Origin of the sequence: Mycobacterium sp. E1747 (genome assembly GCF_001667775.1) — a bacterium.
GTDB lineage: Bacteria > Actinomycetota > Actinomycetes > Mycobacteriales > Mycobacteriaceae > Mycobacterium.
In genome coordinates, this window is record NZ_LZJI01000197.1 from 107,340 (window position 1) to 121,870 (window position 14,531).

Here is a 14,531-nt window from a genome sequence, read left to right on the forward strand (position 1 = left end):
AAACGTATTGATCCCCACGCTCGGCGCGGGCAACGCTAGGTGACGAGCGTCGCGGAGTGGGATCGGCGCAGCTTGCCCGACGGTGTCTTCGGGATGGTGCCCGGCCCGAGCACCACCACGTTGCGCGGCCGCATGTCGACCTCGGACACCACCTCGCGGGCGACCTGGTGCTCGATGCGGCGCACCTCGGCCGGGTCCTGCCAGGCGTTGGACTCGACGGCGACGGCGAACGTCTCGCGGGAGTGGCCGGCGTCCAGGCGCACCGCGACGGCGCAACCGGGCCGCACCCCCTCGACGCGGCAGGCGGCCCGCTCGATGTCGGTCGGATAGATGTTGCGGCCCGCCATGATGATGACGTCCTTGACGCGGCCGCACACCACGATGTGACCCTCCTCGGTGATGTAGCCGAGGTCACCGGTGTCGTACCAACCGTTCTCGTCCTGCGCCGGGATGAAACCGCCCATCGTCAGGTAGCCCGGCGTCAGCGACTCGCCGCGCAGCTCAATGACGCCGACACCGCGGGCGGGCATCACGTCACCGTTCTCGTCGATGATGCGCGCCTCGAGGTCCTGCAGCAGCGGACCGAGCGTGGCCAGCCGGCGGGTGTTGCCCTTGGTGGCCGGCACCGCGCGGCGCAGCGCGGCCAGCAGGTCGGCGTCGACCTCGTCGACGACCAGGCCGGCGTTGCACTCCGAGAACGACACCGCCAGCGTGGTCTCGGCCATGCCATAGGCGGGCAGAATCGCCGACGGGCGCAGGCCGAACGGTTTGCCCGCGTCCAGCAGGTCCTCCACGTCGGCGGGTTCGACCGGCTCGGCACCGGACAACGCGAACCGCAGGGTCGACAAGTCGAAGTCGCCCGGCTTGGCGTTGCGGCGCAGCCGCTTGGCCAGCAGTGCGTAGGCGAAGTTGGGCGCCGCGGTCATGGTGCCCTTGTACTTGTCGATGAGCTTGGCCCACAGCAGCGTGTCGCGCAGGAAGTCCATCGGCGTGACCTTGACGAGCTCGGCGCCGAAGTACATGGGGATGGTCAGGAAGCCGACCATGCCCATGTCGTGGAAGCAGGGCAGCCAGCTGACCATGACGTCCTTGTTGACGTCGTACTGAGCGCCGATGAACATCGCCTCGGCGTTGGAGTAGATGTTGCGATGGGTGATCTGGACGGCCTTGGGGGAACCGGTGGACCCCGATGTCAGCTGCATCAGCGCCAGGTCGTCCTCGCCGACGTCGACGGGGTCGATCGGATCCGACGCGAGCAGGTCGGCGACGGCGAGGACCTTGATGCCCTTCTCCTCGAGCACGGGGGTGGCCACCAGGAAGGGCTCGGAGACGATGACGGCCTTGGCCTCGATCATCCCGATGACGTTCATTGTGTCTTCGGCCCACACGGCCAGGTCGGTGCGCGGGGTGGGCTGGTGCAGCATCGTCAGGCTGGCCCCGCGCATCCACAGGCCCTGCGCGGTCGGGGCGATCTCCACGGGGAAACCGGCGAGGACGCCGACGGCGTCGCCAAGGCCGATGCCGGCGGCCGCGAGACCCCCCGCGATGCGGCGGGCGCGTTCGTGCACCTCGCCCCACGTGTGGCGGACCGGTTCGTGGGGTTCACCGGTGACCATGCCCGTCGTCACGGTGCGGGCATTGCGGTACATCTTCTCGGTAAACCTGCTCACACAAACCTCCTCGGTTCCGGCGCTTGCCCCAACGCCCGAGTTTTCATATTCCGCCCACCGGGTAGGACTTCGCAGCAGGCTCGCAAACACAGTCGGGCAGCGGTTAGGTCTCGAATCGGCGATGAGCCGGCTACCCCGCGTCTGGTCACCCGATACGCGCGGACCGGGCCCGAAAATCGCTGGTGGGCCCGACTCATCAGTCGTCCGCCGGAGGCTCCGGCGGACGACGAAAATATGTGATCTTGCTCAGCGCTACCCGTCACCGCGGATTATCTTAAACTCCTCTTAGGGAACAGCCAAACAAATGCGCGTTTTGGGGCGATTTTCACACTTCGGTCGGGGCCGGAACCACCCGCGCCCCGGCCACCGGCCCGCTGGCGACCCGCACCGTGCGGCACACACCCGCTCCGGACACTTCGGTGCCCACATCGACGGCCGAGGCCGCCGAGGAGCACAGGAAGGCGCACGTGGGGCCCGAGCCGGACACGATGCCCGCCAGGGCACCGGCCTGAACACCCGCGCGCAGTGTGCGACGCAGCCTCGGGTTCAGGCTCACCGCGGCGGCCTGCATCTCGTTACCCAGTAGCGACGCCAGCTGTTCCGGGTCGCCCGCGGCCAAGGCCGCCAGCACCGGGCCCGGCCCGGCGAGCCGGGGCGGGTCGCCCACCCCGCGAAGGCGGTCGAGCTCGGCGAACACCGCCGGGGTGAGCAACTCGCCGTCGGCGAACGCCAGCACCCAGTGGAAGGTGTTGCGGGACAACACGGTGGCCAGTTCCTCGCCGCGGCCGGTGCCCAGCGCGGTGCCGCCGTGCAGCGCGAAGGGGACGTCGCTGCCCAATCGCGCGGCCAGCATGCGCAGGTCGCGGCGCGGCACGTTGAGTTCCCACAGCGAGTTCATGGCGACCAGGACCGCCGCGGCGTCCGCGCTGCCGCCGGCCATGCCGCCGGCCACGGGGATGGATTTGTCAATCATGATCGAGACGTCGGGCGCCCGGCCGACGTGTTCGGCCATCAGCTCGGCGGCCTGCCAGGCGAGGTTGCGTTCGTCGGTGGGCAGTTTGTCGGCGCCCTCGCCGACCAGCTCGAGCGACAGCACGTCGGCGTTGCGGACGGTCACCTCGTCGAGCAGGGAGACGGCCTGGAAGACGGTCGTCAGCTCGTGATAGCCGTCCTCGCGCCGGTCGCCCACCTCCAGGTAGAGGTTGACCTTCCCGGGCACCCGAACGGTGACCGACCCGGTGGGCACCCACTGCGCGGCGGTATTGCCGTCAGACATTGTCAGCCACCGCAGCAGACTATCGCTGCCACGGCCAACCCACACGCAGCGGCGCCGACGGCGCCGCTGTCAGCTCGGCGACGCCTGCTGTTGGGTCGCGGTGTCGGCCGGCTCGCTCGATCGCCGTAACAGCCTGACGAAATCGTCGATGGACAGCGTCTCACCGCGGCGCGCCGGATCGATGCTGGCGGCCAACAGCCGACTCGCCGACTCGTTGCCCGAGCCGGCCCACGCGACGAACGCGTTGCGCGCCGTCTTGCGCCGCTGCGCGAACGCGATGTCCACCAGCTCGAACACCTGGCGGCGGAAGGCCTCGTCGATCGGCCACTGCGGGGTGGCGTAGCGGTCGATGCGCACCAGTCCGGAATACACGCGGGGAATCGGCCAGAAGACCGTCGGTGACACCATGCCGCACCGCCGAACCGACCCGAAGTAGCGGACCTTCACGCTGGGCACGCCGTAGTCCTTGCCGCCCGGCTCGGCGGCAAGGCGTTCGGCCACCTCCGCCTGCACCATGACGGTAACCGTCTGAATCGAGGGGAATTCGGCGAGCAGATGCAGCAGCGCGGGCACCGCGACGTTGTAGGGCAGGTTGGCCACGACCGCGTTGGGCTGCGCGGCCAACTCGTCGGAGCGCAGGGTCAAGATGTCGCGGTTGAGCACGGCGCACCGCTGTACTTCGCTGTTCGAATGCTCGGCGACGGTCTGCGGCAACCGGTCGGCCAGCAGCGGGTCGATTTCGACGGCGGTGACGGTGGCGCCGCGGTCCAGCAACGCCAGCGTCAGCGAGCCCAGGCCGGGTCCGACTTCGAGGACGTGGTCGGACCGGCCGACCCCGGAGGTCGAGACGATCCGGCGGACCGTATTGGCATCGTGGACGAAATTCTGACCGAGGGATTTCCGTGGTCGAAGGTCAAGTTCTTTGGCAAGCCGCCTGATCTCGGTGCGACCGAGCAGCCGGATGGTCAGCTCGCACCAGCTCTTCCGCTGCACACGGGCCACGCGCCCCAACCCTGACGCTCGCGCGTCACCTCGGCGACTGCGATCTGCTCTTCGCGGGTCGCCAGATCGGCGCGGGAGGCGAACCGCAGCCCGCCGTTGCGCTCCCAGGTGCCCTGGTCGAACTGGACACCGCCGTAGTAGCCGTTGCCGGAGTTGATCGCCCAGTTTCCGCCCGCCTCGCAGCCCGCGATGGCATCCCAGATGGAGCCGTTGGTGACCGGTGGCACGTCGGTGCCGGGCTTGGTGCCCACCCGCACCACGGCCTCGCGGGCCGGGGTGATCACCGTGTTGGCGATCGGCAGCCGGCCGGTCTCCACACCGTTGACGGTGGCCACCGCGAACGTGACGTCCTGGGTGCCGGGGCTGCCCGGGTCCTCCACCACCTGGCGGCTCATGTTCATGTCCGGGTCCTCGACCCGACGGGCGTTCGGCTGCAACGGCATTCGCTCGGTCACCCGCTCGATCCGGTTGCGGGTCACCTGGATCTCCATGCCGTCGACGATCGGGGACGACGCGCTCGGCATCGCCTGGTCGCCCTCGAGGAGTGGGGTGCCTGCGGCGCTCAGCAGCCCCGCGACGTTGGGGGCCGGCAGGTGCACCGTGCGGGTCGTCCCGCCATCGGTGATGCGGACCGTCTTCGCGCTCACGACGGGCAGCGCCATCCCGGCCAGCGGAACCCGGCTACCACGAGAGGCCGCGGCCGGGGCCGTGTCGGTCAGGGCGAGTTGGGCCAGGGCCTCGTCGACGGTCGACGCCGTCGTCCACACCTGCTTGGTGTCGTGGCCGTCCAGCGAGATCTGCAGCGGCCGGCTGCGGCGCAACACGATGTTGGCGGCGTCGTGCACCTTGACGTCCCCGGTGGGGTACAGGTCGTCACGCTCGTCGACGGCGAAGCCGTTCTCCTGCACGATGTCGATGACCCGTGACTTCATGGTCGTGACCCGCATCGCGATGCCGTCGACGGTCAGCGTCACCGTCTTGCACGCAGAGACCGCGAATCCACCTGCGAACGCCAGAACTAGGAGCAGGGCTCCGACGACGAGCCGCAACATCGGCGACGGTGTCTGATGAAGTTTTGTTAATACTGTCAACGCGCGTGTATCCCGACCACAGCAATTACTCCAACGACCTAATCAGCACCAAGCGACAAATAAGGGCCCGTAGGCCCCACCCTTTCGATCACAAGACGGTAACGAACCGGCCAAAGTTGAGCAACTCCGGCGCGAATTCGTTAACGGAATCGTCCCGTGCGGCGAGTTAACCGGGAGCCAGCCCGTAGACCCGCCGAGCGTTGCTCGTCGTGGCCTGCGCCAGCTCTTCGGCGGGACGGCCCACCAGTTCGGCGACCGCCCGGACAGTATAAGGAAGGCAATACGGCTCGTTCGGCGCCCCGCGGTACGGATGCGGCGTCAAGAAAGGCGCATCGGTTTCCACCAGCAGTTGTTCCAGCGGGATCAGCGGGACTGCTTCCCGCAGCTCGCGGGCGTTACGAAAGCTCGCCGTGCCCGACAGGCTGAGCAGCCACCCGGCGTCCACGCAACGACGGGCCATCGCGGCATCCGACGAGAAGCAGTGGAAGATCACCGTGTCCGGTGCGCCTTCGGCCGCCAGCACGTCGAGCACCTCGGCGTCGGCCTCCCGGTTGTGGATCATCAACGGCTTGCCGCACCGCTTGGCCAGGTCGATGTGCCAGGCGAAGGCTTCCCGCTGGGTGTCCGGCTGCGCGCACCCGTCCAAGCGCCCGGGCCAGTACAGGTCCAGGCCGGTCTCGCCGACGGCCACGACCCGGGAATGTGCGACCAGCCGCTCGATTTCGCCGCGGGCGGCATCGTCCAGCGCGTCGGCGCGGGTGGGGTGCAGCGCCACCGCGGCGTACACCCGCGGATCCCAGTCGGCGGCGCGGGTCACCCAGTCCGCCGAAGCCAGGTCGTCGGCGATCGTGACCACCGCCCCCACCCCGACCGCCGCGGCGCGATCCACGATGGTGCGCACGTCCTCGGCGTCCCGAGCGCCACAGGCATCGAGGTGGGTGTGGGCGTCGACCAAGGGTGCCAGCGGCTCGGGCGCGGGCGGCGCTTCTCGTTCTCGGCGTTCTCGCGGTTTGGAGCTCACCGGCACACAATAAGGTGGACTCTCGATGAGGCCCTTCTACGTCACCACTGCGATCACGTACCCCAACGGCAATCCGCACGTAGGGCACGCCTACGAGTACATCGCCACCGACGCCATCGCGCGGTTCAAGCGACTCGACGGGTTCGACGTGCGATTCCTGACCGGCACCGACGAGCACGGCCTCAAGATGCTCGAGACGGCGGCGGCGGAGGGCCTCCCGACCGCCGAGCTGGCACGGCGGAATTCCGATGTGTTCCAACGCCTGCAGGAGAGGCTCAACATCTCCTTCGATCGGTTCATTCGCACCACGGATTCCGATCACCACGTGGCGTCGCAGGAGATCTGGCGGCGGATGGACGCCGCCGGCGACATCTACCTGGACAGCTACGCCGGTTGGTACTCGGTGCGCGACGAGCGGTTCTTCGTCGAATCGGAGACCGCCATCGTCGACGGGGCGAGGGTCGCCGTCGAAACCGGGACGCCGGTGACGTGGACCGAGGAGCAGACCTACTTCTTCCGGCTGTCGGCGTATACCGACAAGCTGCTGGCCCATTACGAGGCCAACCCGGACTTCATCGCTCCCGAAGTGCGCCGCAACGAAGTGGTCAGCTTCGTGTCCGGCGGCCTGCGCGACCTGTCGATCTCGCGCACCTCGTTCGACTGGGGCGTCAAAGTGCCCGACCATCCCGATCACGTGATGTACGTGTGGGTCGACGCGCTGACCAATTACCTGACCGGGGTCGGTTACCCGGACACCGAATCGCCGATGTTCCGCCGGTACTGGCCCGCCGACCTGCACATGATCGGCAAGGACATCATCCGGTTCCACACCGTCTACTGGCCGGCGTTTCTGATGTCGGCCGGGATCGGGTTGCCGCGCCGGGTTTTCGCGCACGGGTTCCTGCTCAATCGCGGCGAGAAGATGAGCAAGTCGGTGGGCAACATCGTCGACCCGGTAGCGCTGACCGAGACGTTCGGCGTGGACCAGTTGCGCTATTTCCTGTTGCGGGAAGTCCCCTTCGGCCAGGACGGCAGCTACAGCGAAGACGCCATCGTCACGCGCATCAACGCCGACCTCGCCAACGAGCTGGGCAACCTGGCCCAGCGCTCGCTGTCCATGGTGGCCAAGAACCTGGACGGGGTGGTGCCGACGCCCGGGGAATTCACCGCCGACGACACTGAACTGCTGGCGACGGCCGACGCCCTGCTGGACCGCGTGCGCGCCGCCTTCGACGGCCAGGCGATGCACCTGGCGTTGGAGGCGATCTGGCTGATGCTGGGCGCCGCCAACCGATATTTCTCCGCCCAGCAGCCGTGGGTGCTGCGCAAGAGCGACTCGGAGGCGGACCAGAAGCGTTTCGCGACAGTCCTTTACACGACGTGCGAGGCGGTTCGCATCGCGGCGCTGCTGATCCAGCCGGTGATGCCCGATTCGGCGGGCAAGCTACTGGATCTGCTCGGCCAGGCGCCAGAACAACGCAGCTTCGATGCGATCGACAAACGGCTGGCTCCGGGCACCACCCTGCCGGCGCCGACCGGGGTCTTCCCGCGTTACCAAGCCGACTAGCTGCCCGGAATTCCCCTCCACTTCACATCACCATCGTCAGGCACAGCGCCGCGACGGCCAGCCCCTGCAGGCTAGCCCTGGTTGTGATCACCCTGTCCCAGTTTCGTTGCAGCGCACGGGCTTCCGTCGGCCGCTCGGGTTGATCCGCGCCGCCGACGAGTTGGCGGTTGATCGGCGCGCTCACCCGAAGGTAAATCAGCAGCCAAACCAGCAGCAGGACGACGGCGGCGCCGGCCGCGCCGGCTTGCGGCCAGCGAGCGGACACCGCGGCGAATACGACGCTCATCGCCGCCCCGGCGAGGCCGAGCACCCCGGGTACCGGCATCCTGCGGTCCCCATAGCGATGGATGTTGCCCGATACCGCGAGCAGGGCCCGATCGTCGATGCGGGCCAGCGCGGGCCGCAGCACCATCGCGCAGAACACATCGGTGCCGTAGACCACCCCGGTGCCCAGCACCGCGATGACCGCGAACAAGGTGGCGACCATGATGCACACTCCTCGTCTCCCGTAGTGCTAGCAACGCTAACCCTCCGGGGTCCGTGCGGGCAATAGCGATGCTACTTTTTGTGTCATCGCTAACCATCATCGGCATGGCAGTCGGATCGCCTTACGTCGCCGCCCGTCGTCGGCCGATCACCGCCACGGCGCGCGAGGGTGGGGAGCAAGAGTTGGGATGGCGCCGGCAACGCTTCCGGAACGCAGTGGGGACCCTTTCGGCGCGCGGGGGCACGAAGATGGCGCCAATCCGGGGCGGGCATCTGGGCGAAGACCTATGTATAGCCTATGTTATGCGCCATAATCGGCCGGTGGACCGACGACGCAATCGGCAACAGGGTGACTCGCCGATGACGACCCTGAAACAGCTTCCGGCACTGGTTGTGCTCGAGCGGATCCCTATCCCGGTGCTGGCCATCGAGAATGGCGGCACCATCCTGTTTTCCAACGCCGCGTTCGCCGAGATGATGGGTTACGACCGGGAGGAGGTGCTGGAGCTGAAGTTCCACCAGATCTTCCACCAGGCACCGGCCTCGGATTCGTTGTTGTCCGTCGTTCATTCCCTGGCGAACATGGTGGTCGAACTGGCGCACAAGGACGGTTCGGTGGTGCGCGCCCTGATGAGCAAGTCGGCGGCGATGCGCGCCGACGATCAGTTCGTGCTCGCGGCTTTCCAGGATCTGACCGAGCAGCTGTGGCAAAAGGACCGCTAGCGGCGGTGCGGCCGGCCCGGGAGACCATCACACCCGGAGGTGGTCGAAGTCCTGCGGCCGACCATTGGCGTAAGGCGAAATCCGTTGGCGCCCTTTCCGTCGCGAAGATGGCCGCACAGGATTCCGCGATGTTCAACTGACCACCGTCGCCGGAACCTCGCCTAGCGGGGCGTTCCGGTCCGCTAGGCGAGGCGCGCAGAAGCTAACGGCGCCGCCGTGATTCGCGCCTGGTGCGCCATAGGATCACCCCGCCGCCGACGATGGCCACCGCAATCCAGCCCGCGCCGAACCACCACAGCCAGCCGAGGTCGGAGTGGCCCTGCGACGCCGCGGTCGGACCGCCGGCCGAGGGTGAGTGCTCGACGGTCACCGGGTCCTGCCCGCCCGGTGCGGACACCACCGCGGCGCCCCTGAGCCGTTGCCAGCGCTTGTTATCGCTACCGAGCCATCGCAGCAACTCGTCGAGCTGCCCTTGCGCCCCGTTGGATGTCGCCACCAACAGTGACCGGCCGCGGTTGAAAACCACTTGGAGAGAGGCGAACCGGAGATCCGGATCGAGCGTGAGTTTGGCGGGCTTGCCGTCGGATTGGATGGCGTTGACGGTGATCGGCCCGCTGGGCCCGGCAGACACCGGCAGCGCGACATTGGAGTGGTTCCACCCGTCGGCGGAGATCACTATCGCGGGGTCCGACGAGTCGATCGCCTGCTGCGGGGTCGTGACCGTGGTGTAGAGCGGTACGGAGCTTATGCGCTGCAGGCCCACCACGACGCTGATCGCCCGTACGGTGTCGACCAACGAGTGGGCCTCGATGCCCACCTGCATCCGGGGCATCAATGACTGCGGCAACGATTGGAAACCGTCCGGCACCGGTGGCGCCGCCGGATTGCTCTGTATTGTGCTGTCGCCGTTGATATTCAGCGTCAGAAGCTGGTTCCCCGGTCCGACGGTATAAAAGTCGCCGCAATGCCCGGTGTTGGCAGCGACGTCGAGGACCAAATCAATACTGGTGTATCGCTGCAGCAGTCGGTCCGGCACGTCGATCCAGCGGTCGATGGTGCCGTGGCCGTCGGTCGCCCAGTGGTCGATGGTTTCGGGTCCGATGGTCGCGGCGATCTGGCCGCCGACGTTCCCCGGAGTCGGAGTGTAGGAACCCTGCAGATGCACGCGCACGTCGTGCACCGATCTGGCGAACCGGGTTTGGTCGATTCCAATCGACACCCGGGGTTGCAGTGACGTCGAGTTGAGGACGGGCTGCGCCAACTCGCGCAGCGCGACGTTGCCGCCGAGTTGCTGCACGCTCGGTTTGAGCTGCTCCACCGCCGCCTTGGAGGACAGGGCCAACTGCGAGACGTCGTTGAACAACACCGCCGTGTTCGATTCGTCCGACTGACCGAGTGGCCCCGACATCAGCAACCACGGCACACCGGAGACGCCTTGCAGTGAAAGCCCGTTGTCAGGGCCCTCTTTGACGACGATCTGACGTTCTAGCGGTTGGGGCGGCGCCGGCGGCGCGGCCTGTCCTTCGGCCAGCGGAATCACGGCTATCTCGGGGGTCTGCCGACCGTAGTGCGCGGCCGTGGAGGCCGCCAGTTGGATCGCCGTGTCGGACTCGTTCGGCGACGGCGATGGCGGCAGGTAGATGGAAAGCTTGCGCAGCACCGGCGGCAGGAAATCCGCCACCGTGGTGGGCGGCAGTTCGACCCCGGTGTAGGTGATCGACCCGTTGGTCAGGCGCAGCGGGCTCCACGGGTAGAGGCAGTACCCGTCCAACGGCACCAAGTAGGAACGCAGCGTCACCGTCAGCCAATTGTCGTTGACCTCCGCGCCCGCCAGGGGAATGACGATTGGCGCCTGATCGGTCGAGGGCAAATTCAGCCGCGCGAGGGTGCGCTCCCCCTGCGTGACCGTGAGCACCCCGGACCGCAAATTGATCGGCATTTCTACGGTGGCGTTCATTGCCGTCGGTGTCAGACCATGCAGCACCGGCACGGTCAGCTGTTGGGTGCTCGTCACACCCCAGAACTCCAGACTGGGAGCCGAGCCGATGTCGGTAAGCGACAGGGTCGGCGAGTCCGCAGCCGTAGCCGGGTCGCCGGGCGCACCCCACGACGCCGGGGCGCTCATCACCAAGAACCCAACCACCGCGGCCAGCGCGACCACTTTGCCCAGACGTCTCCGGTACTTCACCGGAACAGTATGCATTGTGGAATGCGCGTCAGCCGCAATTACTTCAATCAATTCGACGACGCGAAAGCGGGTGTGGCACATCCGGCCCGACCGCCCGACGGTGGCGCTCTAGCCGATCAGGGGCTCCGTGTCAGCATCGGGACGGGCCGCGATGGCCGGGGCATGACGCATGACTTCGCGACCGAGGAACTGCTGAAAATAGGGCAACGACGCCTCCGTCACGGTGCCGGGCAGCAGCAGCTCCAGGATCTGACGCAGGCGACTGCCGATGTCGACGCGGCCTTCGGCCTTGGGTTCACGACGGGTTACCGCGTTGAATACCAACCGCGTTCCGAACATAGCTCCGACCAGGAACTCCGAGAGCACTTCGGGGTCGACGTCCTTGCGAAGGTCTCCCTCGCTGATGGCCCGCCTGGCCTCATCGGCGATCTTTGCTGCCAGGTCGGCATAGAAGTTCCCGGCGGCCTCGTTCAATCCGCTTAAGGCACAGGCTAATTGCTCGGCCGTGCGAACGGTCTTGTCCGAGTTCAGCACCACGACGATGGTGAAGGCTCCGTGCAGCAAGTTTTCCAGCCCCGGCGACGAGGACTTGCACACGTTCCCAAATGCCGTGAGCAGGTTCTCGGAACCTTCCTTCAGGATGTCGGACGCCAGCGATTCCTTCGAATCGAAGTGGTGATACAGGGCGCCTTTGGTCATCCCGGTCCGCTCGATGATCGCCCCCCACCCGGCGGCGGCATACCCGACTTCCCCGAACACCTCGATCGCGGCGTCGATGATCTTCCGCCGGGTGGCTTCGGATCGGACCTGGCGCGGCATGGTCTCTGCACCTCCGGAGTCGCGTCGGGTGCGCGGAGTCATTGATGTGGGCTCACATCCACCGTAAGACGCCAACGTTAGCAGCCGGGACCACGGCCCGCGGGCAGTCTGGTCAACCTGGTCGTCGCTAAGGCGAACCTTGGTCGCTCGAACTGGCGTTGACCGCGAGCGCCGCTCGCCGCCTTAGGAATTGGCTGAAGTAGTCGGCCCGGTCCGGTTGCAAGATGCCGCCCAAGATCAACATCCAGCATTTTTCCAGGTCGGTGAGGAATCGTTGCGGATCGTCCAGATTGCTGGTCTTGCGCAGCCCCATATGCAGGGACACCATCAGCCGTCCGACGGCGTCGGGATCGCAGCGCTCGCCGATGTCACCCTCGGCGATGGCCTGCTGGACGACCCCCGACAGGGCTTCCACCCAGCGGCTCACCAACGTGTCCTGCAGCCCCCCCGACTGCCCGACCGACTCGATCAGATTCAGGCCGGCCCTGACCAGATCGGTCTTGATGTCTTGTACGGCGATCAGATACGAGAAGTCGATGAGGGTTTCCAGGCCCGAAAGCCCCCGGGTCAAGAGGTCCCCGACCGCGGCGCCTGCCGCGGCGATCTGCTTGTCGATCAGCTCGACCGCCAAGGCGTGTTTGGACTTGAAGTGGAAGTACATCGCACCCTTGGTCAGCTGCGCCTCGGTCAGGATGTCGTCGAGACCGACGTCGTGGTACGGCCTGCGCGCGAACTGGTGCGAGGCGGCGCGCAGAATCTGCTGCCGCGTCGCGTCGGCGCGTCCATCGGTCGAGTGGGTAGTCATGGGAACCTGCCAGCTCAGCTCTCGTCGGCCCGCCGGGTGTGACCCTGGCGCAGCGGCGTGGATTCGGCGGGAACGACGGGCTCCGCGACGTTGGCGTGGATGACGCGACCGATCTGGTCGGTGGTTGCGACCCGGACCTGGGCGTTCGCCGTCAGCTTGATGAGCAGGGCATACACCTCGGTTCTTGGACGGTCTTGAGCGACACGGACCGGCCACCCCCGCGCAGTAGATGGGCCACGTCTGAGGTTAGCAGCCGCAGAGGTCCGGGTTGACGCATGCGTAAATACCTGTAGTGCGGGTCACACCCCTCTTTACAGACTATTGGTATGTTTCGTACGCTATTATCACATTGTCAGTTTGTATGGCGCAGCGGCTCAAACCCCCAGTTCACCCAGCTGAGCGGCAAAAACTCCCGATTTCGGGCCACCTGCAGGACGCGAGGAGACACACATGCCGGTCGTGACCACGAGGCCACGCGCCCTGGCAGCGTCAGCAGGCAGAGGGCCCGGAAGGGGACTAAGGACCTTCGCGGATGCACGCGAAATACCCTTTGGTTATGGAATGTCCCTAATTAATACTTCTAGTATGTTTGAGGCCACAGTCGCGCAGTCCGGGTATTGCCCGGCGATCGGCAGTTTCCGCCCGGCGACCCCGACCGTCCTTGGGACCGGGGTCTGACGTGATCGATTTCGGGGCGTTCCCGCCGGAGTTCAATTCCGCGCGGATGTATGCCGGTCCCGGTCCGGTGTCCCTGGTGGCGGCCTCGGTGGCCTGGGACGGGCTCGCGGCTGAATTGCATTCCGCCTCAAGCTGTTACCGGTCGGTGATCGCCGGATTGACGACCGGACGGTGGTTGGGTCCCTCGTCGTTGACCATGGCCTCGGCCTTCGCGCCCTTCATGGCGTGGACCGCCGGCGCGGCCGCGCGGGCGGCGGAGACGGCCGGTCAGGCCAGGCTCGCCGTCGAGATCTACGAGGCTGCGTTCGCGATGACTGTTCCCCCGCCGGCCGTTGCCGCCAACCGGGTTCAGCTCGCGACGCTGGTCGCCACCAACTTCTTCGGCCAGAATTCGGCGGCGATCGCAGCCACCGAGGCCGAATACGGCGAGATGTGGGCGCAGGACGCCGCGGCGATGTACCAGTACGCCGCGGGTTCGGCGGCCGCTTGCGACGTGACGCCGTTCAACCCGCCGCCGGACGTCGTCAACCCGGCGGGGCTGGCTAACCAGACCGCAGCTGTCACCCAGGCCAGCGGGCTCGCGGAAACGCAGAACGCGGCCAACGTGGTCTCGTCGGTGCCCAGCGCGCTGCATTCGCTCTCGTCGCCGATGACCGCCACCACCTCCACCGTGACCGGGGCGACCAGCACCGCGGGTAGTTCCACCAGCACGGCCACCTCATCGCTGATGGATAGCCTCGCGTCCAGCCTGCCCAGCTCACTGCCCACCTACTTCATGGCGGGCGCCACCCCGCTCTACGGGATGTCCTCCATCCTCGGAATGGCCCAGACCGCCCAGGGTTTGGCGAACGGGGCGATGCAGGCCGCGGGCACCGCTGCCGCGGGGGCGGCGAGCGCGGCGAGCACCGGCGCGGGCGCGCTCGGATCCCTCGGATCGCTCGGATCAGGTGTCGTCGGCAGCCTCGGCAGCGCGGCTTCGCTCGGCCCGCTGGCGGTGCCGGCGAGCTGGACCAGCGTGATACCGGCGGCGCACAGTGCCGCCTCCGCGCTGCCGACCATCAGTCTCGCGGGCGCCAACACGCCACCCAGCATCATGGGCTCGCTGCCGCGACTGGCCGCGGCGTCCGGCAAGAACCTCGGCCCCCGGTACGGCGTCATCCCGACCGTGATGACGCGGCCGCCGTCCGGTGGATACGGGTAGGCCA

At 67.3% G+C, this 14,531-nt stretch carries 13 protein-coding genes; 3 read left to right on the forward strand and 10 right to left on the reverse strand.

Annotation, left to right across the window (positions count from 1 at the left end):
• Window positions 1-35: 35 nt before the first annotated feature.
• The 5 genes from A5695_RS20190 to A5695_RS20210 form a co-directional block, all read right to left on the reverse strand.
• Window positions 36-1,670, reverse strand: a complete 1,635-nt coding sequence (locus tag A5695_RS20190) for a fatty acyl-AMP ligase (protein WP_068086150.1) — start codon at window positions 1,668-1,670, stop codon at window positions 36-38.
• Between the two features lie 325 nt (window positions 1,671-1,995).
• The gene (locus A5695_RS20195) at window positions 1,996-2,952 is read right to left on the reverse strand and encodes a 4-(cytidine 5'-diphospho)-2-C-methyl-D-erythritol kinase (protein ID WP_197515564.1); all 957 of its coding nucleotides are present in this window, start codon (window positions 2,950-2,952) and stop codon (window positions 1,996-1,998) included.
• A gap of 63 nt (window positions 2,953-3,015) precedes the next feature.
• Window positions 3,016-3,948, reverse strand: coding sequence for a 16S rRNA (adenine(1518)-N(6)/adenine(1519)-N(6))-dimethyltransferase RsmA (rsmA, locus tag A5695_RS20200; RefSeq protein WP_068086157.1), 933 nt, complete (start codon window positions 3,946-3,948; stop codon window positions 3,016-3,018).
• On the reverse strand, window positions 3,912-5,039 hold the full coding sequence (locus tag A5695_RS20205) for a resuscitation-promoting factor (RefSeq protein WP_197515562.1): 1,128 nt from the start codon (window positions 5,037-5,039) through the stop codon (window positions 3,912-3,914). The genes rsmA and A5695_RS20205 overlap by 37 nt, the downstream gene beginning before the upstream one ends.
• A 166-nt stretch (window positions 5,040-5,205) precedes the next feature.
• Window positions 5,206-6,066, reverse strand: coding sequence for a TatD family hydrolase (locus tag A5695_RS20210; RefSeq protein WP_068086168.1), 861 nt, complete (start codon window positions 6,064-6,066; stop codon window positions 5,206-5,208).
• A 19-nt stretch (window positions 6,067-6,085) separates the two neighbouring features.
• On the opposite strand from A5695_RS20210, the gene metG reads away from it, so the two are divergent.
• Window positions 6,086-7,627, forward strand: a complete 1,542-nt coding sequence (metG, locus tag A5695_RS20215; protein WP_068086171.1) for a methionine--tRNA ligase — start codon at window positions 6,086-6,088, stop codon at window positions 7,625-7,627.
• A gap of 22 nt (window positions 7,628-7,649) precedes the next feature.
• Here the strand turns inward: metG and A5695_RS20220 are convergent, their stop codons facing one another.
• Complete coding sequence (locus A5695_RS20220) at window positions 7,650-8,123, reverse strand: DUF1772 domain-containing protein (RefSeq protein WP_082946200.1); 474 nt, start codon at window positions 8,121-8,123, stop codon at window positions 7,650-7,652.
• 350 nt (window positions 8,124-8,473) lie between these two features.
• Here A5695_RS20220 and A5695_RS20225 point away from each other — a divergent pair, with 350 nt between their 5' ends.
• Window positions 8,474-8,836, forward strand: coding sequence for a PAS domain S-box protein (locus A5695_RS20225; RefSeq protein WP_068086174.1), 363 nt, complete (start codon window positions 8,474-8,476; stop codon window positions 8,834-8,836).
• 202 nt (window positions 8,837-9,038) lie between these two features.
• Here A5695_RS20225 and A5695_RS20230 read toward each other — a convergent pair whose 3' ends face one another.
• From A5695_RS20230 to A5695_RS28740, 4 genes are all read right to left on the reverse strand, one after another.
• Window positions 9,039-11,039 carry a hypothetical protein gene (locus A5695_RS20230; protein ID WP_068086183.1) on the reverse strand — a complete coding sequence of 667 codons (2,001 nt, stop codon included), beginning with the start codon at window positions 11,037-11,039 and terminating at the stop codon, window positions 9,039-9,041.
• A 93-nt stretch (window positions 11,040-11,132) separates the two neighbouring features.
• The gene (locus A5695_RS20235; protein WP_068086185.1) at window positions 11,133-11,843 is read right to left on the reverse strand and encodes a TetR/AcrR family transcriptional regulator; all 711 of its coding nucleotides are present in this window, start codon (window positions 11,841-11,843) and stop codon (window positions 11,133-11,135) included.
• Between the two features lie 127 nt (window positions 11,844-11,970).
• Window positions 11,971-12,648, reverse strand: coding sequence for a TetR/AcrR family transcriptional regulator (locus tag A5695_RS20240; RefSeq protein WP_068086187.1), 678 nt, complete (start codon window positions 12,646-12,648; stop codon window positions 11,971-11,973).
• Window positions 12,649-12,662: 14 nt separating this feature from the next.
• Window positions 12,663-12,824, reverse strand: coding sequence for a hypothetical protein (locus A5695_RS28740; RefSeq protein ID WP_156749760.1), 162 nt, complete (start codon window positions 12,822-12,824; stop codon window positions 12,663-12,665).
• A gap of 503 nt (window positions 12,825-13,327) precedes the next feature.
• On the opposite strand from A5695_RS28740, the gene A5695_RS20245 reads away from it, so the two are divergent.
• A complete protein-coding gene (locus A5695_RS20245) occupies window positions 13,328-14,527 on the forward strand; it encodes a PPE family protein (RefSeq protein ID WP_068086190.1) in 1,200 nt (399 codons plus the stop codon).
• The last annotated feature ends 4 nt before the right edge of the window (window positions 14,528-14,531 follow it).